Origin of the sequence: Polynucleobacter sp. GWA2_45_21 (genome assembly GCF_001830325.1) — a bacterium.
Taxonomy (GTDB): domain Bacteria; phylum Pseudomonadota; class Gammaproteobacteria; order Burkholderiales; family Burkholderiaceae; genus Polynucleobacter.
Window position 1 is genome coordinate 21,147 of record NZ_MHZG01000011.1, and the last position, 24,340, is coordinate 45,486.

The 24,340-nt window shown below is 44.5% G+C and carries 32 protein-coding genes; 6 read left to right on the forward strand and 26 right to left on the reverse strand.

The genetic code is table 11. The features are described 5' to 3' along the window. Window position 1 precedes the first annotated feature (1 nt). Entirely contained in the window at window positions 2-1,174 is a 1,173-nt protein-coding gene (locus tag A2X74_RS08245) for a GNAT family N-acetyltransferase (protein WP_293627083.1), read from the forward strand. Further along, a complete protein-coding gene (locus A2X74_RS08250) occupies window positions 1,171-1,425 on the forward strand; it encodes a DUF1289 domain-containing protein (RefSeq protein ID WP_293627081.1) in 255 nt (84 codons plus the stop codon). The genes A2X74_RS08245 and A2X74_RS08250 overlap by 4 nt, the downstream gene beginning before the upstream one ends. Here A2X74_RS08250 and A2X74_RS08255 read toward each other — a convergent pair. Both A2X74_RS08255 and A2X74_RS08260 read right to left on the reverse strand, forming a co-directional pair. Next, the gene (locus A2X74_RS08255) at window positions 1,422-3,029 is read right to left on the reverse strand and encodes an ABC-F family ATPase (RefSeq protein ID WP_293627138.1); all 1,608 of its coding nucleotides are present in this window, start codon (window positions 3,027-3,029) and stop codon (window positions 1,422-1,424) included. The two genes, A2X74_RS08250 and A2X74_RS08255, sit on opposite strands and share 4 nt — an antisense overlap. A 101-nt stretch (window positions 3,030-3,130) precedes the next feature. Further along, window positions 3,131-3,841 (reverse strand): queuosine precursor transporter, encoded by a 711-nt coding sequence (locus tag A2X74_RS08260; RefSeq protein WP_293627080.1) that lies wholly within the window; start codon window positions 3,839-3,841, stop codon window positions 3,131-3,133. Between the two features lie 96 nt (window positions 3,842-3,937). Here A2X74_RS08260 and A2X74_RS08265 point away from each other — a divergent pair, with 96 nt between their 5' ends. Continuing rightward, window positions 3,938-5,116 (forward strand): acyl-CoA dehydrogenase, encoded by a 1,179-nt coding sequence (locus A2X74_RS08265; RefSeq protein WP_293627078.1) that lies wholly within the window; start codon window positions 3,938-3,940, stop codon window positions 5,114-5,116. Here A2X74_RS08265 and mnmH read toward each other — a convergent pair. From mnmH to A2X74_RS08350, 17 genes are all read right to left on the reverse strand, one after another. Next, window positions 5,113-6,186: a tRNA 2-selenouridine(34) synthase MnmH gene (mnmH, locus tag A2X74_RS08270; protein ID WP_293627076.1), complete on the reverse strand. Its 1,074-nt coding sequence runs from the start codon at window positions 6,184-6,186 to the stop codon at window positions 5,113-5,115. The two genes, A2X74_RS08265 and mnmH, sit on opposite strands and share 4 nt — an antisense overlap. 8 nt (window positions 6,187-6,194) lie before the next feature. Continuing rightward, window positions 6,195-6,614 carry a thioesterase family protein gene (locus A2X74_RS08275; RefSeq protein WP_293627074.1) on the reverse strand — a complete coding sequence of 140 codons (420 nt, stop codon included), beginning with the start codon at window positions 6,612-6,614 and terminating at the stop codon, window positions 6,195-6,197. 27 nt (window positions 6,615-6,641) lie between these two features. After that, window positions 6,642-6,986 carry a TIGR01244 family sulfur transferase gene (locus A2X74_RS08280; protein ID WP_293627072.1) on the reverse strand — a complete coding sequence of 115 codons (345 nt, stop codon included), beginning with the start codon at window positions 6,984-6,986 and terminating at the stop codon, window positions 6,642-6,644. Window positions 6,987-7,047: 61 nt separating this feature from the next. Continuing rightward, window positions 7,048-7,479 carry a DUF6691 family protein gene (locus tag A2X74_RS08285; RefSeq protein WP_293627136.1) on the reverse strand — a complete coding sequence of 144 codons (432 nt, stop codon included), beginning with the start codon at window positions 7,477-7,479 and terminating at the stop codon, window positions 7,048-7,050. A 3-nt stretch (window positions 7,480-7,482) separates the two neighbouring features. Then, window positions 7,483-7,920, reverse strand: coding sequence for a YeeE/YedE thiosulfate transporter family protein (locus tag A2X74_RS08290; protein ID WP_293627070.1), 438 nt, complete (start codon window positions 7,918-7,920; stop codon window positions 7,483-7,485). Window positions 7,921-7,941: 21 nt separating this feature from the next. Then, a complete protein-coding gene (locus A2X74_RS08295) occupies window positions 7,942-9,063 on the reverse strand; it encodes a YeeE/YedE family protein (protein WP_293627068.1) in 1,122 nt (373 codons plus the stop codon). Window positions 9,064-9,079: 16 nt separating this feature from the next. Next, complete coding sequence (locus A2X74_RS08300; RefSeq protein ID WP_293627066.1) at window positions 9,080-9,397, reverse strand: hypothetical protein; 318 nt, start codon at window positions 9,395-9,397, stop codon at window positions 9,080-9,082. Window positions 9,398-9,457: 60 nt separating this feature from the next. After that, window positions 9,458-10,429, reverse strand: a complete 972-nt coding sequence (locus A2X74_RS08305; protein ID WP_299765267.1) for an MBL fold metallo-hydrolase — start codon at window positions 10,427-10,429, stop codon at window positions 9,458-9,460. A 15-nt stretch (window positions 10,430-10,444) separates the two neighbouring features. Next, window positions 10,445-10,879, reverse strand: a complete 435-nt coding sequence (locus A2X74_RS08310) for a DsrE family protein (protein WP_293627062.1) — start codon at window positions 10,877-10,879, stop codon at window positions 10,445-10,447. 15 nt (window positions 10,880-10,894) lie between these two features. Beyond that, window positions 10,895-12,628, reverse strand: coding sequence for a thiosulfohydrolase SoxB (gene soxB / locus A2X74_RS08315; protein WP_293627060.1), 1,734 nt, complete (start codon window positions 12,626-12,628; stop codon window positions 10,895-10,897). A gap of 45 nt (window positions 12,629-12,673) precedes the next feature. Then, window positions 12,674-13,279: a sulfur oxidation c-type cytochrome SoxX gene (gene soxX, locus A2X74_RS08320; protein ID WP_293627059.1), complete on the reverse strand. Its 606-nt coding sequence runs from the start codon at window positions 13,277-13,279 to the stop codon at window positions 12,674-12,676. Between the two features lie 18 nt (window positions 13,280-13,297). After that, window positions 13,298-14,140: a sulfur oxidation c-type cytochrome SoxA gene (gene soxA, locus A2X74_RS08325; protein ID WP_293627057.1), complete on the reverse strand. Its 843-nt coding sequence runs from the start codon at window positions 14,138-14,140 to the stop codon at window positions 13,298-13,300. A gap of 37 nt (window positions 14,141-14,177) precedes the next feature. Continuing rightward, window positions 14,178-14,486, reverse strand: a complete 309-nt coding sequence (gene soxZ, locus A2X74_RS08330) for a thiosulfate oxidation carrier complex protein SoxZ (RefSeq protein ID WP_015421154.1) — start codon at window positions 14,484-14,486, stop codon at window positions 14,178-14,180. 54 nt (window positions 14,487-14,540) lie between these two features. Further along, the gene (gene soxY / locus A2X74_RS08335) at window positions 14,541-14,993 is read right to left on the reverse strand and encodes a thiosulfate oxidation carrier protein SoxY (RefSeq protein ID WP_215300805.1); all 453 of its coding nucleotides are present in this window, start codon (window positions 14,991-14,993) and stop codon (window positions 14,541-14,543) included. A gap of 85 nt (window positions 14,994-15,078) precedes the next feature. Next, on the reverse strand, window positions 15,079-16,158 hold the full coding sequence (locus tag A2X74_RS08340) for a c-type cytochrome (protein ID WP_293627054.1): 1,080 nt from the start codon (window positions 16,156-16,158) through the stop codon (window positions 15,079-15,081). Continuing rightward, window positions 16,142-17,542, reverse strand: coding sequence for a sulfite dehydrogenase (soxC, locus tag A2X74_RS08345; RefSeq protein WP_293627052.1), 1,401 nt, complete (start codon window positions 17,540-17,542; stop codon window positions 16,142-16,144). Before soxC ends, A2X74_RS08340 begins: the two co-directional genes overlap by 17 nt. A 38-nt stretch (window positions 17,543-17,580) precedes the next feature. Further along, entirely contained in the window at window positions 17,581-17,922 is a 342-nt protein-coding gene (locus tag A2X74_RS08350; RefSeq protein ID WP_293627050.1) for a metalloregulator ArsR/SmtB family transcription factor, read from the reverse strand. A gap of 103 nt (window positions 17,923-18,025) precedes the next feature. Between A2X74_RS08350 and modB the strand changes: the two genes are divergently transcribed. Continuing rightward, entirely contained in the window at window positions 18,026-18,676 is a 651-nt protein-coding gene (modB, locus tag A2X74_RS08355) for a molybdate ABC transporter permease subunit (RefSeq protein WP_293627048.1), read from the forward strand. Beyond that, window positions 18,676-19,797: an ABC transporter ATP-binding protein gene (locus A2X74_RS08360; RefSeq protein WP_293627046.1), complete on the forward strand. Its 1,122-nt coding sequence runs from the start codon at window positions 18,676-18,678 to the stop codon at window positions 19,795-19,797. Before modB ends, A2X74_RS08360 begins: the two co-directional genes overlap by 1 nt. A 50-nt stretch (window positions 19,798-19,847) precedes the next feature. Here the strand turns inward: A2X74_RS08360 and A2X74_RS08365 are convergent, their stop codons facing one another. The 7 genes from A2X74_RS08365 to A2X74_RS08395 all read right to left on the reverse strand — a co-directional run bounded on the left by A2X74_RS08365 (window position 19,848) and on the right by A2X74_RS08395 (window position 23,828). Beyond that, entirely contained in the window at window positions 19,848-20,063 is a 216-nt protein-coding gene (locus A2X74_RS08365) for a DUF2892 domain-containing protein (RefSeq protein WP_293627044.1), read from the reverse strand. Between the two features lie 67 nt (window positions 20,064-20,130). After that, on the reverse strand, window positions 20,131-21,108 hold the full coding sequence (locus A2X74_RS08370) for a rhodanese-like domain-containing protein (RefSeq protein WP_293627042.1): 978 nt from the start codon (window positions 21,106-21,108) through the stop codon (window positions 20,131-20,133). Between the two features lie 13 nt (window positions 21,109-21,121). Next, complete coding sequence (locus tag A2X74_RS08375; RefSeq protein ID WP_293627040.1) at window positions 21,122-21,745, reverse strand: hypothetical protein; 624 nt, start codon at window positions 21,743-21,745, stop codon at window positions 21,122-21,124. Window positions 21,746-21,753: 8 nt separating this feature from the next. Continuing rightward, the gene (locus A2X74_RS08380; RefSeq protein ID WP_293627038.1) at window positions 21,754-21,987 is read right to left on the reverse strand and encodes a hypothetical protein; all 234 of its coding nucleotides are present in this window, start codon (window positions 21,985-21,987) and stop codon (window positions 21,754-21,756) included. A gap of 19 nt (window positions 21,988-22,006) precedes the next feature. After that, entirely contained in the window at window positions 22,007-22,576 is a 570-nt protein-coding gene (locus A2X74_RS08385) for a YeeE/YedE thiosulfate transporter family protein (protein WP_293627036.1), read from the reverse strand. 1 nt (window position 22,577) lies between these two features. Further along, the gene (locus A2X74_RS08390; RefSeq protein WP_293627034.1) at window positions 22,578-23,102 is read right to left on the reverse strand and encodes a YeeE/YedE thiosulfate transporter family protein; all 525 of its coding nucleotides are present in this window, start codon (window positions 23,100-23,102) and stop codon (window positions 22,578-22,580) included. A 150-nt stretch (window positions 23,103-23,252) separates the two neighbouring features. Next, a complete protein-coding gene (locus tag A2X74_RS08395; protein WP_293627032.1) occupies window positions 23,253-23,828 on the reverse strand; it encodes a rhodanese-like domain-containing protein in 576 nt (191 codons plus the stop codon). 202 nt (window positions 23,829-24,030) lie between these two features. Between A2X74_RS08395 and A2X74_RS08400 the strand changes: the two genes are divergently transcribed. After that, complete coding sequence (locus tag A2X74_RS08400; protein WP_293627030.1) at window positions 24,031-24,339, forward strand: high-potential iron-sulfur protein; 309 nt, start codon at window positions 24,031-24,033, stop codon at window positions 24,337-24,339. Window position 24,340: the final 1 nt, after the last annotated feature.

Here is a 24,340-nt window from a genome sequence, read left to right on the forward strand (position 1 = left end):
GTTGAAACAGGAAGCTATCCAACTTCGAATCATCGACGCCCTTTCAGATGTTGCTGAGAGTGATTGGGATGCCCTACTGACACCTGATTCTGGCCCATTCTTAAAATATGCTTTTCTTAATGCGCTAGAAAAAACTGGTTGTGTAGGCGGCAATACTGGATGGCAAGCTGCCCACCTCATTATTGAAGATTCAAAATCACGATTGCTTGGTGCAATGCCGCTTTACCTTAAGCGACATTCCTATGGTGAGTTTGTCTTTGATTGGCCCTGGGCTCAGGCATACGAGCAGAACGGGATGACTTACTATCCAAAGGCCCTATCTGCCATTCCATTTACTCCAGTTCGTGGCCCTAGGCTACTTGTATCTCCTAAAGCGGATAAAGGGGCTATACAAGCAGCTTTGGTCTCAAGCTTAAAAACACTAGTAAGTCAAAATGGGCTTTCATCTGCTCATGTACTCTTCCCAGAAAATGAAGAATTAGAGGCGCTCAAGCAACAAGGTTTTATGCTGCGCGACTCAGTGCAGTTTCATTGGCACAACCACAACTATCCAGATTTTGAGCATTACCTAGCCGACTTAACCATGAAGCGTCGTAAGAATATTCGTCGAGAACGCGCTGCTGTAGAAGGTCACCAAATCAGCTACAGACATATTCCGGGTCAGATTGCTACGCCGAGCGATTGGAACTTCTTTTATCGTTGCTATGAAAACACCTATATTGAACACCGCTCTTCACCGTACTTGACTGAAGAATGCATTCAATTACTTGGCAGTAGCATGCCTGAGAATTTTCATCTCATTATTGCCACTCAGAATGAGATGCCGATAGCCTCATCTTTGCTCGTAGTCGATAAGCTAAATAAAAAAGCATATGGACGCTACTGGGGAGCGATTGAACATATCCCTTGTTTACATTTTGAATTGGCTTACTACCAAGCAATTGAGTATTGCATCAAGGAAGGTATTCAAGTGTTTGAGGGTGGTGCTCAAGGCGAGCACAAAATGGCTAGAGGATTCTTGCCCACTACCCTGCAGTCTGCACATTGGATTGCAGATGCGAACTTCTCCATTGCGGTTAAGCGCTTTTTGGAGCGAGAACATGAAGGAATGGCTGCATATGTGGATGAGCTTGAGCAACACATTCCCCTGAAATCGTCTAAAGTACTGCCATGACTTCGTCCAATAACTCACCAGAACAAGCTGGAGCCAATTCTTTAGGGGTTGGTGATGACGCTTCTGATTCGCCCTGTATTGGCGTTTGTACGACTCTCTATGATGAAATCTGCCGGGGTTGCGGCCGCACTCTAGGCGAGGTCAGTAATTGGGTCTTCTTTAGTCAAGAAGAAAAAGATTCGGTATGGAAACGCATCCGTGCCGATGGCACTGCGATGCGATTCCAACGTCAATCTAAAGAAAATACTTAACCAGCTAAAGCTTGGCTGCGTAAATATTCTTCGTAGGTTCCAGAGTAATCCACTACGGTGCCGTCCATCTTGACTTCTAAGATGCGGTTGGCCAAAGCAGAAACAAACTCACGGTCATGAGAAACAAATATCAAAGTGCCATCGAATTTCTCAAGCGCAATTTGCAAGCTCTCAATGGACTCCATGTCCATATGGTTGGTTGGTTCATCCATTGCAAGGACGTTATATTTTTGAAGCATTAATTTGCCCCAAATCATTCTGCCCTTCTCGCCACCAGATAATACTTTGACAGACTTACCAATATCATCGCCTGAGAATAGTAAGCGGCCCAATGTGCCACGAATCACTTGATCATCATCGCCAGTATTACGCCAGTTATTCATCCAATCCATGAGCAATTCGTCTTTTGCAAACATCTCAGTATTGTCTTGAGGCATGACGCCAACATTAGCGTTTTCTGCCCACTTCACATCACCACTATCCGCAGGAATTCCTTCAAAGCGTTTGCTTAAGATTGTTTTCAATAAGGTGGTTTTACCTGCACCGTTTTGACCAATGATCGCGATCTTTTCGCCAGCACGAATACCAATCTTGAAGTTCTTAAAAATCGGGCGGTCGTAAGCCTTGCTTAGTGCATTGCACTCCACGGCCATGTTATGAAGTTTTTTCTCAGCATCAAAACGAATAAATGGGTTCTGACGTGAAGAAGGCTTCACTTCAACAATCTCAATTTTCTCTAACTGTCTTTGACGTGATGTCGCTTGACGTGCCTTCGATGCGTTAGCAGAGAATCGTGCAACGAATGCGGCTAATTCGGCAATTTTTTCTTTGGCTTTAACGTTATTACTGAGCTGCTGTGATCTTGCTTGTACGGATGCAAGCATGTACGAGTCGTAATTACCTGGGTACACCTTGAGTGTTCCATAGTCCATGTCTGCCATGTGCGTACACACCTCGTTAAGGAAGTGGCGATCATGGGAAATGATGACAATCGTGCTCTTAATTTGATTGAGAATATCTTCAAGCCAATGAATGGAGTGGATATCTAAGTTATTAGTTGGCTCATCGAGTAAGAGTACATCTGGATCAGAGAACAAGGCTTGCGCCAGCAATACACGCAACTTCCAGCCTGGAGCCACATTGCTCATTGGACCATTGTGCTGCTCAATAGGAATACCAATACCTAATAACAGCTCCCCTGCTTTTGCTTCTGCGGTATAGCCACCGTACTCAGCATACTTGCCCTCGAGCTCAGCAGCCTTCATGTAATCTTCATCGGTAGCATCTGGGTTGGCGTAGATGGCATCACGCTCGGCTGCAGCCTTCCACATCTCCTCGTGACCCATCATCACTACGTCCAATACACGCACATCTTCATACGCAAACTGGTCTTGGCGCAACTTACCAAGGCGAATGCCAGGATCCAAGCTCACATTTCCACTGGTTGGCTCTAGCTCGCCACCCAAAATCTTCATAAAGGTAGATTTACCGCAACCGTTGGCGCCGATTAGGCCATAGCGATTACCGCCACCAAACTTAACGGAGATGTTTTCAAACAGGGGTTTCGCCCCAAACTGCATAGTGATATTAGATGCGGACAGCACGGATGTGTTCTTACTTTCTGATAGGTCGATACTAGGGTGCGGATGCAGGTTTTGCATCAAAGACCGTTATTTTAACGGCTAGCGCTCAAAAAAGCCGTAAATTAGACTTTCAGCTTAAACGGCGTGAAATTGGTATGAATGTCATAGTGGTCTTGGTTTTCCTTACGTTTCAGAAAACTGACTACCCAGTAGGTCATGGGGGTTGCTAGAACCTCCCAGGCGGTCTTTAAGACGTATTGGGAAGCTGCCACAGCTAAAACCTCATCTATGGGCCATAGGCCGTAAAAAGCCAGCAAATAGAACAGCGATGAGTCCACTAGCTCGCCGCTAGCCGTGGAGCCTATGGTGCGCATCCAGAGGTGGCGACCCTGGGACAAAATCTTCATTTTGGCCAATGTGTAGCTATTAACAAAACTCCCACACCAAAAGGCAATCATGGAGGCAAGAGCCACTCTCCAAGAATTGCCAAATACAGTCTCCATGCCCTGCTGGTAATTGGCCATATATGACCCTGGGGCAACCGGCAAAGCAATTACTGCTTGAGCCATGATGGCAGCAAAAGCCAGGGCTGTAAATCCCGCCCATACTGCTCGGCGGTCATAAGCATAGCCATAGACCTCAGTAAGTATGTCGCCAAAAAAATAAGCAATCGGGAAAAACAGGATCCCAGCCCCAAATGTGACATTGCCAAAATAAGGCAAATCCAACGTCGCAGCCTTACCGGCGCCAATAAAGTTGGAGCACAGCAGGACTACTACAAACGCTGTCAGTATCAGGTCGTAGTAGCGGTGGTGGCGTCTAGGAGAGTCCATCAAACAAGAAAAAAATGGATAATGGAAGGAGAATATCTGCATTCATGGAATTTCACAGTGTGCAGATTAAAAACTACGATAGGACAACAAAGAACCATGAGCAAAGCTAGTTTTAATTGGGCAGACCCCCTACTCCTTGATACGCAATTAACTGAAGAAGAGCGCATGGTGCGCGACGCTGCCGCTGAATATGCCCAGGGTCGTTTAATGCCGCGTATTCATGATGCTTATCGCAATGAAACTACTGATCCAGCCATCTTCCGTGAAATGGGTGAACTCGGCCTTTTAGGTATCACCATCCCTGAAGAATATGGTGGCGCAAATCTCAATTACGTTTCCTATGGATTGATTGCTCGTGAAATTGAGCGCGTGGACTCTGGATATCGCTCCATGATGAGCGTGCAGTCATCCTTAGTCATGGTTCCTATCAATGAGTTTGGCAGTGAGGCTCAAAAACAGAAATACCTGCCTAAGCTGGCTACTGGCGAATGGATTGGTTGCTTTGGATTAACTGAGCCAAATTTTGGCTCTGATGCCGGCGGCATGATCACGAGAGCTAAGAAAGTTCCAGGTGGCTTCTCACTCACTGGCTCCAAGATGTGGATCTCCAACTCCCCAATTGCAGACGTATTTGTAGTCTGGGCTAAAAATGATGAGGGCCTGATTAGAGGCTTCATTTTAGAAAAAGGTATGAAAGGTCTATCTGCACCTAAGATCAGCGGGAAGATGGGTCTACGCGCTTCTATTACCGGCGAAATCGTAATGGATGAAGTCTTTGTCCCAGCTGAAAATGAATTCCCGGAAATTACAGGTCTCAAAGGCCCATTTACCTGCTTGAATTCAGCGCGTTACGGCATTGCCTGGGGTACGCTTGGTGCCGCTGAGTGGTGTTGGTATGCTGCACGCCAATACACTATGGATCGTAAGCAATTTGATCGCCCTCTTGCAGCCAATCAGCTCATTCAAAAGAAATTGGCTGATATGCAGACTGAGATTACGCTAGCTCTTCAAGGCTGCTTGCGCTTAGGTCGTATGAAAGATGAAGGTATCGCTGCCCCAGAAATCACTTCCATGATGAAGCGTAATTCTTGCGGAAAATCCTTAGATGTAGCGCGACTAGCTAGAGACATGCATGGCGGAAACGGCATCTCAGATGAATATGGCGTAGTACGTCATATGCTTAATCTGGAAGTCGTCAACACCTATGAAGGTACGCATGACATTCATGCCCTCATTTTGGGCCGTGCACAAACCGGAATACAGGCTTTTAGTTAAAGCTGAATTTTGGTGATGAGGTCTTTTGCAGTCTTTGCAAAAGCTTCATCACTGTCATTCTCAAGTTCTACGAAATGATCTTCGCGATAGCTTGGAAAGTTGCGAACGATAGAAGATTGGTAGGATGGGTCGTAATGCATGACCAACAACTCTTCCACTAAACTCTCAAAATCTCCCGCATCAATTGCTTCATGCCATTTGGCAATTTGAACCTTGCCATAACGCGATGTTAGCAAGCCAAGCTTTTGCTTAAAGCTTTCTGGGTTAGATAAAAAATGTCGGTACTCACGCAGAAGCCAAGAAACGCGTGTAGCAGTACTTGAACGAAGTTCAATGCATTGACCTTCACGAATCCGCTCCATTAATGGATCCGGAATATGTAAGCCCCCCACCTTCTTGCTTTCAGACTCAACAAATACAATCTTGCTGGTGTCCAATTGATTCAATGCATTCCACAAATTCGTCTCAAAGCCTTTTTGTGAGGGCTGCTCAATATTCGGCTCATTACCAAGGACTGAGCCACGGTGAATGGCTAAGCCCTCAAGATCCAGTATTTGCTGACCAAGTAAACCAATCTCCTGGAGGATACGAGTCTTGCCGCTTCCAGTCATACCAGCAATGACCTGGAAAGAAAAATCTTTAGCAGCCTGATCGAGGCCATCAATCACAACACGACGAAAGCCTTGGTAGCCGCTTTGTAGCTGCATGGCCTTCCAGCCAATGCGATTGAGGATGTGGGTAAATGCACCGCTGCGCTCGCCACCACGCCAACAGTAAATCAAAGGACGCCATTCTCTTGGAAAGTCGATAAGAGAATTTTCTAGATGGTTAGCAATATTGCGTGAGACATAGGCGGCACCTAATTTCTTTGCTGCAAATGGTGAAACCTGCTTATACAGGGTGCCGATCTCTATACGCTCATCATTACTTAAGACCGGGAGATTAATGGCACCAGGGATATGATCTAAAGCAAATTCTGCTGGTGACCTGACATCAATGATGGCGTCGAACTGATCCAAAGATGATGCCAGCTTTTCAATACTCAAAATGTGCGGGTTGCTGGATTGCAAACAATATCCTATCGTAGCTTGCTGATCACATGATCAGGCCAGGGCGTAGATTTTCCAGTCCTTAGATCAACCCACACCATAGTGGCGCCCCCTACTGCTGCCATCGTATCAGGCTCAGTAGTTAATGCCATCGTGGTGTAAACATCTAAACTTGAACGACCAATATTTCCAATATAGGTTTTTAAAATGAGATCGCCTGGATAAGAAAGTTGCTGATAAAAATTACAAAAACCATTCATCATCAGCATAGACTCATCACCAGGCGCGACGTTGTACCCAAGGGATGTAATCCACTCCACCCTAGCCTGCTCCATGTAGCGAAAGTACACCGTATTGTTGACGTGTCCATATGCATCCATGTCACCCCAACGAATCGGCATACTCATCTCATGAACAAACTTTTTCTCCTCTGGGATTTCTATGCGCATGAATTCTCAGTGGCAATCAAAGATGAATCAGCGAACTTGAAGAGCCATTTGATACAAATTGGTGGAGCGAGCACCTGAACGACAAAAGGCCAATATTGGACGCGGCATTGTTTTGAGTAAACGCGCCATTTCAATAACCTGATCCTGAGTAAACGCACCTGGGATGACAGGTAAAAAGGCGTAGTTCAAACCCAAAGCTTCAGCTTGAGCCTGAATTTGGGCATTTGTGGGTTGGTCTGGCCCACCTTCAAAATCTGGTCGATTGTTGATTACGCTTTTGTAACCCTGCTTAACAATTTCAGCTAAGTGGCTGGGATCAATCTGACCGAGTGTTCCGAACTGATCGGTGTGGCAGGAAATAGGAAGGCTCATCTAAACCTCAAAAAATAGATAAAAGTGTATAAAAACGAATTATCCAGATTTTAAATCAGACTTACTTCTTGTGACCGGTAAAGAATCGATTGCAAAGCGCCATACCAGCCAGCATTGCCAATACAAAGACTAAAGCCTTCAGATGCCCGGCACCAAGCGCAACAAGCGCAGGGCCAGGGCAAAATCCAGCAATACCCCAACCCGCCCCAAAAATGATGCCGCCGATTACGAGCGGTTTAGTGATATCTCTTCTAGTTGGGATGTGGAGGGCGCCACCAAAAAATGCCTCAGTACGTTTAGAGACTAAATAAAAGCCGCCTAGACCCACAAGAATAGCCCCACCCATGACAAACATTAAAGAGGGATCCCAATTACCAGCAAGATCTAGAAAGCTGAGAATCTTTTGTGGATTACTCATGCCAGAAATAATCAGGCCAAATCCAAACAAAACACCAATCAAGTATTGGCTATAAAAATTAAAATGTCTTCTCATCATTTAAAGACCCAATATATGGCGAATAACAAAAACCGTCAAAAACCCAGCGCCCATAAAAGATAAGGTGGCAACCAAAGACCTTGGGGACAATCGAGATAAGCCACAAACACCATGACCGCTAGTACATCCTGAGCCATATGTGGAACCAAAACCTACTAGCAAACCAGCAATAATGATTGCAATCCATTCAGCATCTATCACTGAGCTTGTATGCAGGTCAAAAAATAAGCTTCCCAAAAATGGCGCACTCAATAAGCCAAGAACTAGGCTGATGCGCCAACTAACATCACCCTCTTTGGGTGATAGCAATCCTGAAATGATGCCGCTGATACCAAGAATACGTCCATGAAGAATGACGTATAAAGCTGCTGCAATACCTAACAAGATTCCACCAAAAAATGCGGGGCCCGGGGAGAAAGCCAACCAATCTATCTGCATATTATTTATCTAGCCTTTGAATTAACTGCAAGGATTAGGTGCATTGCGTGTTTCTAAATAACGCAGGGCCAAGTAAGCGCCAAAGATAAAGCCTGGCAATGCAAGTAACGAGCCAATTGCTAAGGTAGAAATACCACTCAAACCTTGACCAACGGTGCATCCAAGCGCTGTAACACCGCCAAAGCCCATCAAACTGGCTCCAACCAAGTGGTTGGCGGTATCTTCAGTATTACGAAAACTCTCCCAGCGAAATGACTTAGTAATCAGCGATACGCACGCTGATCCAGAAATCATTCCAGCTACCGCAGCAATACCAAGAGTAATAATTTTTGAGGTATCGCTGTAGAGCATTAACCAATCTAATGAAAAAGCATAAGGCGCAACAAAGGAGAGACTCTCCATCCGCCCAGAATTGGTGACCAAGAAAACCTCTTCCAAGGTATTAGGATCTTCAGCAACAAAACCTAAGTTTCCAGATACAAACCATACTGCGCAGATAGCCAGACCAACAAATATTCCGGCAAATACGTTTTCTGCTGTCCAGAATGCTTTGCTAGCAAGAGCGTAGGCAATAAAAGCAAAGCCGACGATCAAACCAAGAGCAAGATGTAAATTATTTCTGGCAATGCCGGTAACGGGACTCAAAATGCTTGGTAAATCCTGAGGAGTATTTAGCGTAATAAATACAGAATCCAAGGTGTTAATGCGAATAACTCCGAGGAAGCCTTTCATAGTCATGTAGGCTGTTAGTCCAAGAACAATAAATACAATAATTGACTTGAGATTGCCGCCACCAATACGAACCAGCGTTTTGCTTCCGCAACCCGATGCGAGCACCATACCAAAGCCAAATAATGTGCTACCTACGATAGTAGATAACCATAAAAACTTACTGCCGGTATACATGCTCTTCAGCGGATCAATCAAACCAAAGTAAGACATCAGTGCAAAGCCAACGACGGCAACACCAATAGCAAGAAACCACTGCTTAAGGCGACCCCAACTGGACATAATATAAATATCTGAAACTGCACCCATGCTGCAAAAACCCGTTTTTTGCATTACGGCGCCAAGCAAAAAAGTAATTGCGAAGGTCGCCCATAGAACTGACTTACTCAAACTGCTGATATCCACTGCTTCCATAATGAAAATTCTTTAATTATTTTTTAAATTTATAAAACTGCTGATTGAGAAAGGCCGTGACATCTGCCTCATCTTCAGGAAAGAGATCTAGCCGCAGTTCTGTATTACACATTGCAACCATCGACTTTAAATTCTGAAGGTTTTTAACCTTGCTGTCGCTGCGGGTGTAGATCATATCGCCATTACCAAAGCCCGTTTTCTTGGCGTGACAGGCGTAGCACTTCTGCTCGTCAATCTTCTTGCCGTTGGCAATATCCGGACTTGCAGATGCATATAAGTTGAGGCCAAAGATAGCAACCAGGGCAAAGCACAGCTTCAGTTGTAGTAATTTCATTTGAAATCAGTCATTTAGCGATGTAAACGACTATTTTAAAGCCCAGATGATAAATTTGCCTTATTCCGCCTGAATCGACAGGTAAACGTTATAGGCGTTCATACGGTTTGCAGCCCTAAATAAGGGCATCCCGTCATATTCTGACCAATCCGTCTTTTTATAGGCCTCCTCAAAGGGATCCATATTTATGGCCGATTCCGTCATTGATTCACGCAAATATCTCAAATAATCCCTTGTAAAGCGGATATCCTCGATTGGATTAACAGATTGTGGTCCATGGCCAGGGATTACCACCTTAGGCTTAAATTTCTCAAACTCATCTAAGGCTTTTAGCCACCCCCTGCTATCAGCATTACCCACAAATGGGATTCGACCGCGGAAAACGAGATCTCCGGCAAACAAGACCCCCTCGGACGGAACGTAGACCAATAAGTCTTCAGGCGCATGGGCCGGGCCAACTCGGCTAATTAAAAACTCCACTCCGCCAATATTCAACTTCAATTGCTGATCAATCCATGTATCTGCGGCTATTAACTTGGTTTGCTCATTAACCCAGGGTGCAAAGTCAACTCTGGATGCAATAAGCCGTTGCTTTGCAGTTTCAGAGGAAATGTAACTTCTGCCTTCACCCTGAGCATAAATCTTCGCGCCAATCTTTTTGAACTCTTGAAGTCCATAGACATGATCGGCGTGATAGTGAGTCACTACAACAGCAATAATTTTTTGCTTGGTAACTTTTGAAATCTCTTGAATCAACTTTTTCGCTAGGGCTGGAGAGCCTAAGGCATCTATGACAACTACACCCTTGGGAGTAACAACAAAACCTGCGTTAGAGATAAAGTTTTGATTCTCGCTGCTACCTAATTCTGCCCTACCCTGAACAAAGTAAGTATGCGGCGCTACTTTGATCGGATTAAGCAACACACCTGCTGGATCCTTTTCAACTGGGCCGCTTTGAGCAAAGCAGAAGCTAAAAAAAATAGCATTAATCAATAATGCTATTTTTAGATGGCGAAGACAATGCAGGAGCATGCTCACAGAATAGGATTATGGTTTGATGTAAGCAAAATGATCTTTAAATTGAAGATCACCAATTCTTGCTACGCCAGATGGCGTGAAGTCGGTATCCAGAATAAATTGGTCCTTCTTGAGATTCCTATTTTTTAAAGTAATCTCACAAACTTCAAAGCGAACGCCGCGGGACTTCAATGCACCAACCAAAGGGGCATATTCAATGTTGTTCTTCTTATCCCTTGCGCCTTCCATCATGATGTCAACCCCGTTAGCATGAGTTACAACGATGATCTTGGTGTCAGGCGCTACGTCCATGTGATTGCGTACGTTTCTCAAGCCTTTAATGCCTTGAGTATCAGCATCATCAATGTGATAAACAACGCTTGAGCCCGCAGCAAACGCCTGTTGAGAAACCAACGCAGAACAAGCAATAAGAATTGATGCAGCTAAAGATAGATATTTTTTCATGAAAGTCCCACTTTCTTATTTAAGGGCAACCATGCCAGGATTGTTTGTAACGCCTTTAATGATTGGTTCATTAAGCTGGACTGCTTTGACCACCTTGACATCACGAAGATGGCGCTCAATAACGTCCCAAATCGCCTCTCCACCAGCATTCTTCGCCTCTTCGCTCACAGGAGCCCAGCCGGCAACTTTATAAGTCTTGCTTGGATCGATGTCCTTGCCATTGAGACGCATATCGCTAATGCGCTTGCCGGCAGATGCAGCCGGATCAATGGTGTATTGCATTCCGCCGACACGAACCATATCACCACCCTGCTGATAATACGGATCAGGATTAAATAGGTTATCTGCTACATCCTCAAGAATCGTCTTGATCATTTCACCGGTCATGTTAGTAACCGTGGTGTATGGATAAGTAATAGCCGTTTGATCCAATAAGTTTTCACGAGTAATTGGTTGACCTGGTAATAGGCTAGTTCCCCAACGGAAGCCTGGTGAGAATGCAATCTCTGCATTCTTTTGTGCCATGAGACCATCCAAAATTAATTGGTCGAAACTACCATTGAAGTTTCCACGGCGATACAGGAGTCCTTCTGTAGTAGCCAATTTTTCATTGAGCTTAGCTTCATATGGTGCTCTGATTTTTTGAATCAGCTTATTCATTGCAGGATCAGCAGGGATCATATTGGAGAAGATTGGGAAGAGCTTGTAACGGAAATCTACCGGTTTGCCACCCTTTACATCAAAATCCAATACACCTAAGAACTTGGTATTCGAGCCAGCATTGGTAACCAAAGTGACGCCACCAGCATTCTTTACCTTGACAGGAATTGGAACTCCGTCATGGGTGTGACCGCCCATAATGGCATCTAAACCGGTAACACGGGATGCCATTTTTAAGTCAACATCCATACCGTTATGCGAGAGCAAGACAACTACTTTTGCTCCCTTAGCTTTCACTTCATTAATGGTTTTCTGTAAATTCTCTTCCTGAATACCAAATGTCCAATCAGGAGTGAAATAACGTGGGTTAGCAATCGGTGTGTATGGGAATGCTTGGCCAATGACGGCAACTTGAACGCCATTCTGCACTTTCATGACGTAAGGATTAAATACTGAGTCACCAAAGTCTGCAGTTTTAATATTTTGAGCAACGAAAGACACTTTGCCTTTGAAGTCGCCATTCACAATCTCCATGACACGCTTCTCACCGAGAGTCATTTCCCAGTGTGGAGTCATAACATCAACACCCAAGAGTAGCGCTGCATCAACCATATCCTGGCCATTAGTCCAAAGCGCCGTACCTGAACCTTGCCAAGTATCACCACCATCCAACAAGAGCGCGCCTGGGCGGCTTGCTTTAATTTGTTTAATGAGGGTTGCCATATGGGCAAAGCCACCAACTTTTCCGTAGTTCTGCGCTGCTGCTACGTAATCAAGATAAGTGAAGGCATGTGCATCACGTGTACCAGGCTTAATTCCATTTGCCTTTAAGAAATACTCTCCGACCAAGTGCGGGGTTTTGCCTTCTTGAGCACCAATACCAAGATTGACATTAGGCTCACGGAAATAAATTGGTAGAAGTTGCGCATGGCAATCGGTGAAATGCAGGAAGTGCACATTACCAAATTTCGGCAAATCATAGAACTTTTGCGCACTAGTTTGGGCGCTTGCAAAATTGGATTGCAAACTCATGCCGCCTGCTGAGGCGATAGCCAATGCTTGCAAAAACTCGCGACGATTTAAAGACATAGTATTTTCCTAAAGAAAACAGGCCTTTCGGCCTGTTTATTTTTATTACTTGTTAACAGGCGACTCTGGATCTAAGAGCAATGCCATGACATCCTGCATTTGCTTCTCATTTAAGAGTTTGAAGTGCCCGAATCGAGGCATATTGCTACACACGTTATATGCCTTCGAATTATTAATTCGGTTCCAGGTGTATTCCACTACCTCTTTAGAGTAACCACGTAACTTTCCATAGTTCCAAAGTGATGGACCAATATTTCCATAAGATACTTCTTTAATATTGATCTGATGGCAGTTATAGCAACCGCCACCATTTACAGATCCAGCCTTATCAGACCAGGTTGCACCTCGACCGCTTTGTGCAATTTTTTCGCCGCTCTTCCAGTCACCAAGGTATTTACCATCGGATGGCTGTTTAATGGTGGCCATATTTTCCTTTTGAATCTTTTCACGAGTCTTAGGATCTCCACCACCATCGAGATTTACAGGGTTAGAACAAAACTTCTGAGCTGCATCTTGATCTAAGCGATCTAAACCAGCCTGTCCTTTAGCCTGGAAGCTGCTAGACATCATTTTTTCAAAAGGAGTAGCAGCACTAACAGTACCAGCTACAGCTAGGAGCGTAAACGCCAAAATTGATAATTTGTTTTTCATATTATTTATCTCCAGCGATTAACGCTTCAGTCCTGGTGCATTCATAGTCCCGCCCTTAGCATTCACAGCCATGTACATGGAGACTGCAATGGTATCTTCGGAAATATAGATTGGCTCTGGGAAACGTTGCTGACGGTAGCAGTCGTTCAGACGACGTTGCATAGTCCAGAAAGTACCGCTGGAAACACGGTATGCCGGCCAATAGCCCCAACCTAAAGCAGCACCTTTTTGCTCGGTGAGATTAGGCAGATCCTGCAAACGAATTCGTTTGCCATTAGACGCGTGGCATGATGCGCAGGAGAAATCCATTGGGCCACCCTGATAAAAGAATGATTCTTTACCCATTTGGTATGCCTGCTTTTCCTTAGGATGCTTGGCAACAACATTAATAGGCATTCCCTTAGATTCTGCGACAACATATGCCACAACAGCCTCTAAATCTTTACGCTTGCCTTTGCTAAATCCTGCCTTAATGATCTCGTTTGCATCATAGCCTTGCAATTTGGTCATGCAGGTAACAAGGCGAGATTCCAGATCTTGAACTTGATTGGTGTCCTTAAAGTACTTAGGCAACTGTGTATAGGCGCCTTTAACTACACCCGGACCCATACCTAAGTCACATTTTTGTAAAGATACATTCTTAGGCCCCATGGGCTTTTTCCAAATATCTTCACCAGCTGCTTCATACAAATCAGCAGGGTTACCATCGGCAATCATTGCACGATATTTTTCAATTTCGTCAGTTGGAGCCCCTCCAGCAGGAGCGGCGGCTGTAGAAGCCTCATTTTTTGCAGAGCTAGAACAGCCTTGCAATACTGCAAACAAGCCAATAATGACGCCATATAAAATGCGTGTTTTCATGGTAACCCTTTTATAGTTTTAATTATGCGTACTAATATTAAGAAGCTGTAGCTTCATCAGTACGTTTGTCGCCTTTGCTATCGTTCCAAGTCACAACAATCTTGTCGCCCTTAGCACCCTTGTACTTGAAGTTCAAGAATGGATCTTTGGATACTGCTGGGCCAAATTGACCATTGAATACATCTTTGCCGTTAGCTTTGACATTGATGGTGCTGATAAACCATGCTGGAATAGTTTTACCAGAAGCGTCTTTACGCTGACCAGATTCCATATCATGTTTCATCAAAATTTTTACATCTACAGTACCGCCATTTTCAGCAGCTCTTACGCGCATTGGATCAGCCATTTTGGTTCCTCTTTTATTCTATGTATGAATTGTGTTTATTAATATGCTTCGGGATTAACCGCCGCAACCACCAAGCGTTACTTTGACTTCTTTAACAGTCATTAGCCACTTGCCATCAGCTTTTACCAAGCCGTATACATTGGATGTTTGACCCATTTTGATACGTGTTGTCACAAATGAATCTGTGCCAGCAGGAATAAAGAATTGAGCTGCTAGCGAGCTTGGGTTCTTTTCAACCAAGATAGCCATTTGCTCCGCTTTAAGCGTAGAAGTGATTCCAACAGGAACAACTGCACCGTTTTCAGCGATATCTGGGGCATTCAAAGTCACTGCAGAGGATTTATCTGGACTATCAGCACCCAAGATCTTGAATACATCATCGATACCTTTGCCTTCAAAAGCGGCTTTGTTCCACTCTTGAGCTTGAGCAGTGCTGATAAGGCCTGCAGAAGCCATTAGGCCAAATACTGCTGAATACTTCATCAAACTGCGTCGCTGCTGATTCATAAAAACTCCTTTATTAATCTTAACTTCTGTCAATTTATTGCTTATTTTGCATTAAAACATTGAGGTTACTACCTAATTGGCTATTTTATTTGCCACCAGAGAGTATCCACGTCACTAAAGTCTTGCGATCCTCATCAGAAAGCTGGGCCTGTGGCGGCATTGGAATGGAACCCCATACACCCGCCCCGCCGGCCTTAACCTTTGCCATGAGTTTATCGACCGCACCACTCTGCCCATCATATTTCTTGGCAATATCGGCTATTGATGGGCCAACCAACTTCGCATTAGGCGCATGACAGGCTGAGCAGTTCTCATTTTTAAAGAGTGCTGCTGGTCCTTTTGCTGCAGAAGAATGGGTATCTGCTGCATGAGCCAAGCCCTCACCAGAAGCTCCAGGCAATTGCTTAATTGGAGGCTTGGTTGTATCCGCGCCTCTATAAGGGCCATACATGCGGTTTTGCTCGGCAATATTGTTGTGGGCATTACGAGCAAAATCAGGCAATGTTGAACCAATTTGAACAAATGGAACGCAGTTATGCATGCAAGAACTTCCATTGACATCCGGCTTGTCTTTAACATTCCAGAAACCATGTTTGGTCGTCATACCATTTCGGTTTGGCATTTTGACCTCAGCAATATTTTTATCGCTCAACACAAAATCATCAGGAACAATTTCACCAAGACTGAGAATGAAAGCAACAACCGCATAGGTATCGTCAGGCGTTAAAGATCTTGGGGCATTCCACGGCATAGCACGGTAAATGTAGTCCCACAATGTAGATACCGTTGGCACCTTCATTAAGGTTGTTCTTTGCGGCTGCTTCATATCTTTTAATGAGGCAACCTTACCTGTCTTCACATCATCCTTGGTGGTACCACCAGCGATAGGTGTAAAGATTTCATTTGACTCACCAAAGGTGCCATGACAACTTGCGCATTTAGCTTCCCAAATGGCTTGACCTTTTTCAACAGAGCCAGATCCTTTTGGTAAACCTTTAAAGTCAGGCCTGACATCAATATCCCATGCAGCAACCTCTGCAGGCGTGGCTGTTCTACCAATACCAGGGAACTTTGCCGAACCTGATTGCGCCAAGGCTTGATGCGCAGTCATTACGATGAGAGCCGCAAATCCTAAGCGGACGCTAAATTTATCCAACTTGAACATTGCTCACCTCGCCGTTTGAATCCAATTTCCATGACTGAATTGCATTGTTGTGATAGATGGAACGAGTTCCACGGACATCACGCAACTTTTTAATAGTAGGTTGAATGTATCCGGTATCGTCCATAGCCCTCGATTGCAGGATAGCTGGAGAACCATCCCAAACCCAATCGATATTGAATCGAGTAATTGACTTGGTCAGAATCGGCGTCTCCAAACGAGCTGTACGCCAGTTATTGCCGCCATCAAATGAAACGTCTACACGGGTGATTTTTCCACGGCCAGACCATGCCATGCCACTCACGTTGTAGAAACCTTTATCCAGCAACTGCTGACCACCAGATGGTGTTGTGATGACCGATTTACATTCTTGAATCGATGCATATTGACGGTGCGATCCATCCGGCATCAATTCAATATAGTGAACTGCCTCATCCTTCGCATTCCATGGCATATCACCTACTTCAAGGCGACGCAACCATTTCACCCAACTAACACCTTGAACACCAGGAACTACCAAGCGTAATGGAAAACCATTTTCAGGGCGTAACATCTCACCGTTCATCGCCCAAGCCACGATAGTGTCGTTTAAACAGCTTTCCAAGTTAATCGTGCGAGTCATGCCTGAACCATCACCACCTTCAGCAAGCATGAACTTGCCTTTTTTGAGGTCAGCGCCACATTCTTCAAGCAACACTTTTAAAGGAACGCCAGTGAACTCACAGCAAGAAAGCATGCCGTGCGTGTACTGAACAGTAGGTACGGCAACATTACCCCACTCAAGACCAGTATTAGCACCGCACTCAATAAAGTGAGTACGAGAAACTGATGGCAATCTCATCAAATCGTTCATGGTGAAAACGCGTGGGTTTTTTACCAAACCATTTACCATCAGGCGATGAGTTTCGGGATTGAGGTTGTACCAACCCTGATGGTGACGCTCAAAGTGCAGGCCATTTGGAGTAATGGTTCCAAACAATCCCTGTAGGGGTGTGAAAGCAACCGAGGCAGCGGATACACGAGTTAAACCAGGAGACTCACGTCGAATGAGATTTGATTCATAAATGGATGGCACACCATACGGCATCGTTGCCACATTCTTACCAAGAGTGGTTTGCCACTCCTGCTTCTCAAGAATCGCAGGATCACCTTCACCTGCAGCCATAGCCAAAGGAGCCGTTAGGCCCGCGGCCGCGCCGCCAAGGGCAGACATGAAGCCCTTACGTAAGAAACCGCGACGATTTTCATCTAAGCCATTAGCGTTAATGTCAGCTATCAGCTCCTGTGAAATGAAATGCTCGGGTGCCTTCACGAGACGAGCCTGATTGGCAGGCTTTTCGATAGCGCCAATGTCTTGCGCACTAATCTCTATTTGTTTGTTGGTCATGTGATCTCTACTTAAATGAATAGATGCTTCAAAAAAAATTAATGCAGACTCTCAGCAATCTTCGCGCACACTGTCTGACACATTTCTACAGTTGCGTTATCTGCGATAGAGTAATAAACGATTGTTCCCTCTTTACGTCTGAGTAAAATTCCCGCTTTATGAAGTGCGGAAAGGTGCCGAGAAACATTGGCCTGACTTGAACCGCATAACTCAACAACCTCAGAAACAGACTTTTCACCACTGCACACCGCATACATGATGCGTAAGCGTGATGGCTCTGAAAGAACGCTGAAATATTCAGCCACATGAGCAAACACCTTTTCCATCGCTTTTGGAGAAAGATCTTTGGTGGCTTTTTTAACTTTTGCTTTGATATTCACTGGTTTTAACAATATATACGTATACGTGCATATATTGGACACCTAAGCCTAAAACACTTATATAGTGGGATACCCTAGGCTCCAAAGGCAATACAATCAAAAAATGGATATTGATGCAATTCTGCTGTCCTTAAAGCTCGCTTTTTGGACCATGGCTCTGATACTGCCATTTGGGATCTGGGTGGCTCATAAGCTAATTAAGCTAAATAGAAGTCGTCCTTGGCTTGAGGCGGCCCTGGCGCTTCCCTTAGTCCTGCCACCCACCGTTTTAGGCTATTACTTTCTCGTTTCCTTTGGAAATACTAGTATTTTTGGTGCCCCAATCGTGTTTTCATTCACGGGCATCCTCATAGCATCACTCATTGTGAATATCCCCTTTGCTATTCAACCTATTCAAAGGGCATTTGAGGCAATCAACCCAGAAATCAGAGAAGCTGCTCAGGTGAGCGGTCTGAGTGATTGGCAGATCTTTCGTTTAATAGAGTTACCTCTATCTTGGCGAGGTATAACAGGAGCAGCCGCCCTCACCTTTGCCCATACCTTGGGAGAATTCGGCGTTGTCCTCATGGTTGGCGGCGCCATTCCAGGGGAGACCAAAACAGCCTCAATTGCAATTTATGACAAGGTTCAGAGCTTTGATACTGCTGGTGCTGGTGCTATAGCGCTTGTTCTCCTGGGTACCTCACTGGTATGCATAGCGCTTTCCTTTGGAATATTTGGTGGCAACCCAAATCGGCGCAGGGGACTCAATTAATGCTGAAGGTAAAGATTAAGCAGATCAACCCAAGCCCACTGCAAATAAGTCTGGAGTGCGCGCCTGGTGAATTACATGCTTTAGTGGGTCCCTCTGGAAGCGGTAAAACTACAGTCCTCAGATCTATTGCCGGCCTAAACAAAACAGCCAGCGGAAAAATTGAGTGCAATGGTGAGATCTGGCTTGAAAGTGATGGCCTGGGCACGAAGATTCACCATCTTTCTCCAGCAGAACGTTCATGTGGTTTCCTATTTCAGCAGTACGCGCTTTTCCCACATCTCAGCGCAATCGATAATGTAGTAATCCCTTTGCAAAATTCCAACCTCAGCAAATCAGAACGTAAGATCATTGGAATGGACTTATTGGATCGCATGGGTATCGCTAGTCTTTCAGGCCGCATGCCTCATCAGCTATCCGGGGGACAGCAGCAACGTGTTGCCCTGGCCCGAGCATTGGCTCGACAACCTAAAGTCTTACTGTTAGATGAGCCATTTTCAGCCATTGATGCACCAACACGCCAGGGTCTTTATAAAACCTTAGCAGAGCTAAGAACGGACTTAAATATCCCCATGATCTTGGTAACGCATGACTTGCGTGAGGCCGATTTATTAGCCGACAGAATTACCGTCATAGATCAAGGCATTAGTTTGCAAACTGCCGCTCCACAAACTCTTTTCCAAAAACCCAGAAATTCTCGTGTTGCCCAATTGGTTGGTATCAGCAATATGTTTCATGGCGTGTTCGACTCAGGTAACTTGAGTTGGGACGGCTGCAATAAGACATTTATGGTTGCTGATAAAGGCAAGATTCCACCTAAAGTTCGTGTAGCTTGGGTTATTCCTCAAAGTGGATTGAGCGTACATAACAACGCAACCATTGACAGCGTCTCAGTGATAGTTGAAAAGATGAGCAGCCTTGGTCAAATTGCAGTTATTCAATTGAGAATTCAAGATAGTGAAAACACGATTGAATGGGAGGCCTCTTCTGCAGAGGTAAGAAGGCTAGGAATGGTTGTTGGCAGTCCAATGCATCTTGAGCTTGATGGCAATCAAATTCACATCATGCCTTTACGCCCAATCAATGATCCGAGACGATTTATAGATCACCAATCTGAACATTAAAATCCGCTTGCCGGATTCTCATCCAAGCAAGCGGATCGATATAGGCGGAATTACTTAGAGCAATCGCCACCACCACAAGAACCGCTCCCACTAGTATTGATTCCTAGTAATGGATAGGCTGGGCAGAATCTAAATAATCCTGTTGCCAAAGGAACAATACCAATCCAAGCCCAAGCACCAGTCGTTCCTGTAATAGCCAAACCAATCAACACCAGTCCAAGAATAATTCGTAACATACGGTCAGTACCGCCAACATTGCATTTCATATCAACATCCTTTTTTAAAATTACAGAAATTATTTAACTTAAGTCAATAAGCAACATTCAGCACAGATTAATTCAGAGAAACGCCCACTAAAGGACGACCTTCTAAAGTCCAAAGATATAAAGACCCGTCATAGAGTTTGGTAGATTTATTACCAATCAACTCAGACATCACAAACCAACCACCGGCAGCTAAGTGACCGCTATTGCAATAGCTAATTGCAGGAGTCTTGGGATTAATACCATTGGCAGCAAATAAAGAGTTATAAGTATTTTTATCCCAGAAATACAAAGCACCTTTTACTGGCTTTGCTAACAGCTCAGGGGCTAATTCTTTCGCTCCAGCAATATGGCCATAAGCACTCACATAGTCACGCTTGCTAAGGCCAAAATACTGGACGGGTTGACGTGCATCAATCAAAGTTGATTTACCTGTTTTTGAGGCAAGGGCTACTTGCTCTGAATTAGCAATCAACTCTTTGCGCTCCGCCTTACCGAGCCAAGTACCATTCAATTTAACGGATGGTGCAACAGAATAATCGCGGCCTTCAGAAAGCCAGCCTGCCATTCCGCCATCCAATACGGCAATGTTGTCCTCGCCGTAAACTTTAAATTGCCAATAAGCACGCAAAGCCTCATCAACGTCAGATATATCCAAGCCAATCGGCACCAGAACAATTGGCTTGTCAGAATTAATGCCTACTGACTGAATAATTTTTTCAAAGTCCGCCTTTTCCGGAATAAGGTATTTGATCTTTTTGCCGTCAATCATCCGATCCGCTCTGACTTTTTTGAAATCCAAAAGTGTGGAGTCCTGAATATGACCACCTACCTCAACCAAAAATTTCTTGCCAGTCTTTTTATCAACTTCAAATTCGGGGGCACGAGTGTAGCTAGCTACATCACCGCGAACTTCAAGAATCTGAACCTCTGATTGATTGGCCGCCAACCACTCTGCGCTAACCACGGGACCGGGCAATGTCACAGCCTGAACAATTCCCATAAAGCTTGCGATAGCAATAGCCAATCCTAATTGCATCTTTTTCATATGAACTCCTAGGTTAATTTGAAAGTAATAAATGTTGTGAAAGCCGATCCAATAAATCAATCTTGCTTTCCGTTAAAACATGATGACTCTTCGAATCCAATGCCCTATTTAAATCGCCCATCTCAATTTCAAGCTGGCTAATTTTGTCATCTCGATCAAGTATCAGCATTTCCATCTCATTAAAATATAGTTTTGTAAATGCACTGATCCACCGAGCTATCGGCCCCATTCTCCCTTTTGTTGCCATATCAAAATCACGTAGCTCAGCGACTACCGATTTTGCCGATACAAACTTTTCACCAGTGACCCATTGATTTGTGGTGAATAGTCGAACTGGCAAACCTTGTTGATTTAACGCAATCCCAATGAGGTGGTGGAAATCATTTCCATATCGTTTAAACAAGTGGAAGTGTCCATGCTCTCCATCATGCATCTCATCTGCTGAGTGTGCGTGGTAATAAAACTCATAACCACTTACTTCGTCAACCAAGTCATTAGCCGGGTAATGATTCCACTCAATAAACTCTTTAGAGCCACATAAGGCTACCTCGCTAAGTGTCATGCCCTTTTTCGCGTAGCGCGTTTGGATGCCAGCAATTTCTTGAGCAGCCAAACAGAGAGTAGATTGAATCAACATGGCGATGATTAGTCAGCTGATTTGCGTTTTTTTGGTCCACAAGGGTTTGATGGGCCACAAGGATTGGCCGCTTTCTTCTTGGCGGGACCACATGGGTTGTTTGATTCTTTTTTAGGGCCGCAAGGATTCTTTTGCTCAGTGCCAGCAGGTGTTGCTGGGGCATCCGCCGCATTTGCCATTGGGGCTGATGCCAATCCTGCTAATGCTAATGCTAATGCGGCTACAGTTGATTTTTTAGACATTATTTTTCCTTTTGAAGTATTAAATTTCTTGTGAAGTAACGGGACCACGTGATTTCTTTTCCATCCAGGATCCCAATGCAAATACGCCAACTGCTGCAATGACCATTGCAATATCAATGAATAAACTAGATACGCTCAAGAGTTCTGGCAATGACTCTGCATTGGCAATTTCACCCAGCGTGGTAAGGGACTCAATACTTGGGTAAATACCTGCGAATATGATTGTTCCAAGAAGTAATCCGATTAAGAAGATGCCAGCGTCAATACGACCAGACATTAGGCCAACGACTGAAGTCCCAGGACAATAGCCACCTATAGCAAAACCTGCCCCAACAAAGGCACCACCTAATGCAGCAGCACCTAGAAATGATGGTGGAACAAAAAGACTACCACTTTCCACATATCCAATTTTTTCTAGTATCAAAAGTCCAACGGCAGCAAATACGATTGCAGTAAACATGACCTTAAATACAGACCAATCTGTCAAACGAAATTGGCCTGTTAATTTATTAGGATTACCAAAACCAGCGCGCTCAAGGACAAAGCCAAAAGCTCCACCAAGCAATAAACCCGAAAGAATTGTTCCCATCTTATTTCTCCTCTTTCATGAAGCGGCTTGCTAACAAGCCAACCGCGAAAAACGCACCTAAGAATGTGAAACCAGCGAGACTAAGCACCGCTGCACCAGACAGACCTAAACCACTTGTGCACCCTGCAGCAATACGTGCACCAAAGCCAGCCAATAATCCGCCAAATAGGGCTGTTAATGGACGCTTAGACCCGCCTAAGAACTTCTTGCCATCCAGCTTCACTGCAATTCTTCCCGCGATGAGCGCAGAGATTAAGGCGCCGAGGGCAACACCGACGACTTGCCAGCTAATCCAAGCATCCAATGGCCGACCCTCTTCAACCATGCCGCCTAAATAGTCATTTGCATTGGTTGCTACTGGCAATAAGTACATTCCAAACCATGCTGTCAGGCGCGTTGTGAATCCAGTGGCCCCTAAACCATGGCCAGTCAAGGCGAATGTTGATAAAAGTACAATTCCCAGCGCGATTCCCGCAATCAGTGGGTTCCAGTACGGTGCTGGGCATTTTTGATTTATTTGATCCATCTTTAAATATCCTCATTTAAGGAATTAATAATATATTTATTTATATATTATTGTCAAGGATCAAATGAGTCAAGTGAGAAACACAAGGAATTTGATGTAGATCAAAAAAATGGGGGCTTAAGCCCCCATAAATTAAGTGAATAGGAAATCTTAGAATTCACCCTTAACTGTTGTTAGACCCAATGCATCCCAGTCAAGCATGCCGCCGCGATAGTAATAAATCTTTGTTGCTGGAAAGCCATCCCTAGTCATTGCAGCCATTGCCATTGGACTTTGTGGGCAAACTGGCCCATTACAGAATGCGTAAACCTTCTTAGCTTGAGAGCAATCCCATTTAGTAGATCCAGTGGTTGGCTTCTTGCAACCAAGTTCATCCATACGCATGGCAACTTCGGTATAGGGAATGCCCACGGACCCTGGGATTGTTCCCTTTACACGATCGTCAACAACGCGCATATCCACAACAATAGAATCTTTGTCATTAAGTGCATTCAATACATCAATTTCATCAACAGGAACAACGCCTTTAATGGGGATTAAGGGTTGCAACCAACCTTTATTCTTAGCGCATGGTGTCATCACGCGGGTAATCTCAACGGGACCCTTAGGTGTATTCACAACAAATTTGGTTGATTTATCGATAATTTGGAGCAATTCTGGGGCAGCTGTCTGAGCCGATGCGAAGCTTGATAGAAGAAACAAGCTAAGCGATAAAAACTTATACATACAAATCCTTTTTTAAATTAGATGGCCGCTAAATGACGATTTAAATGCTTTTATGCGCATAAACGCAATATTTGACAGTCTGAGGCTAAGTGTTGATAAACTTAATACAGAGAAACCCCTATTGATGCTGGGGTTTTACCAATTAATATCAAAAGGGTAAGTAATTAATAAATTTATTGACCCCAAATAACCTGGAATCCATATGAAAAATAGTCGTCGCCAATTTATGATTTTGTCCGCTGCTGGTGCTTGCACATTGGCTTTGAACGGTAAAGTTCAAGCTCAAGCCATGGTTGCTGAAACCGATCCTCAAGCTGCTGCTTTGGGTTACAAAGCTGTTGCCACATCAGTTGATAAAGCAAAGTATGCAAAATACGCAGCTGGCCAAGAGTGCGATAACTGCGCTTTGTTCCAAGGCAAAGTAGGTGATGCGACTGGTGGCTGCTCTTTGTTTGGCACTAAGAAAGTTGCTGGCAAAGGCTGGTGCTCTGCTTACGCTAAAAAAGCTTAAT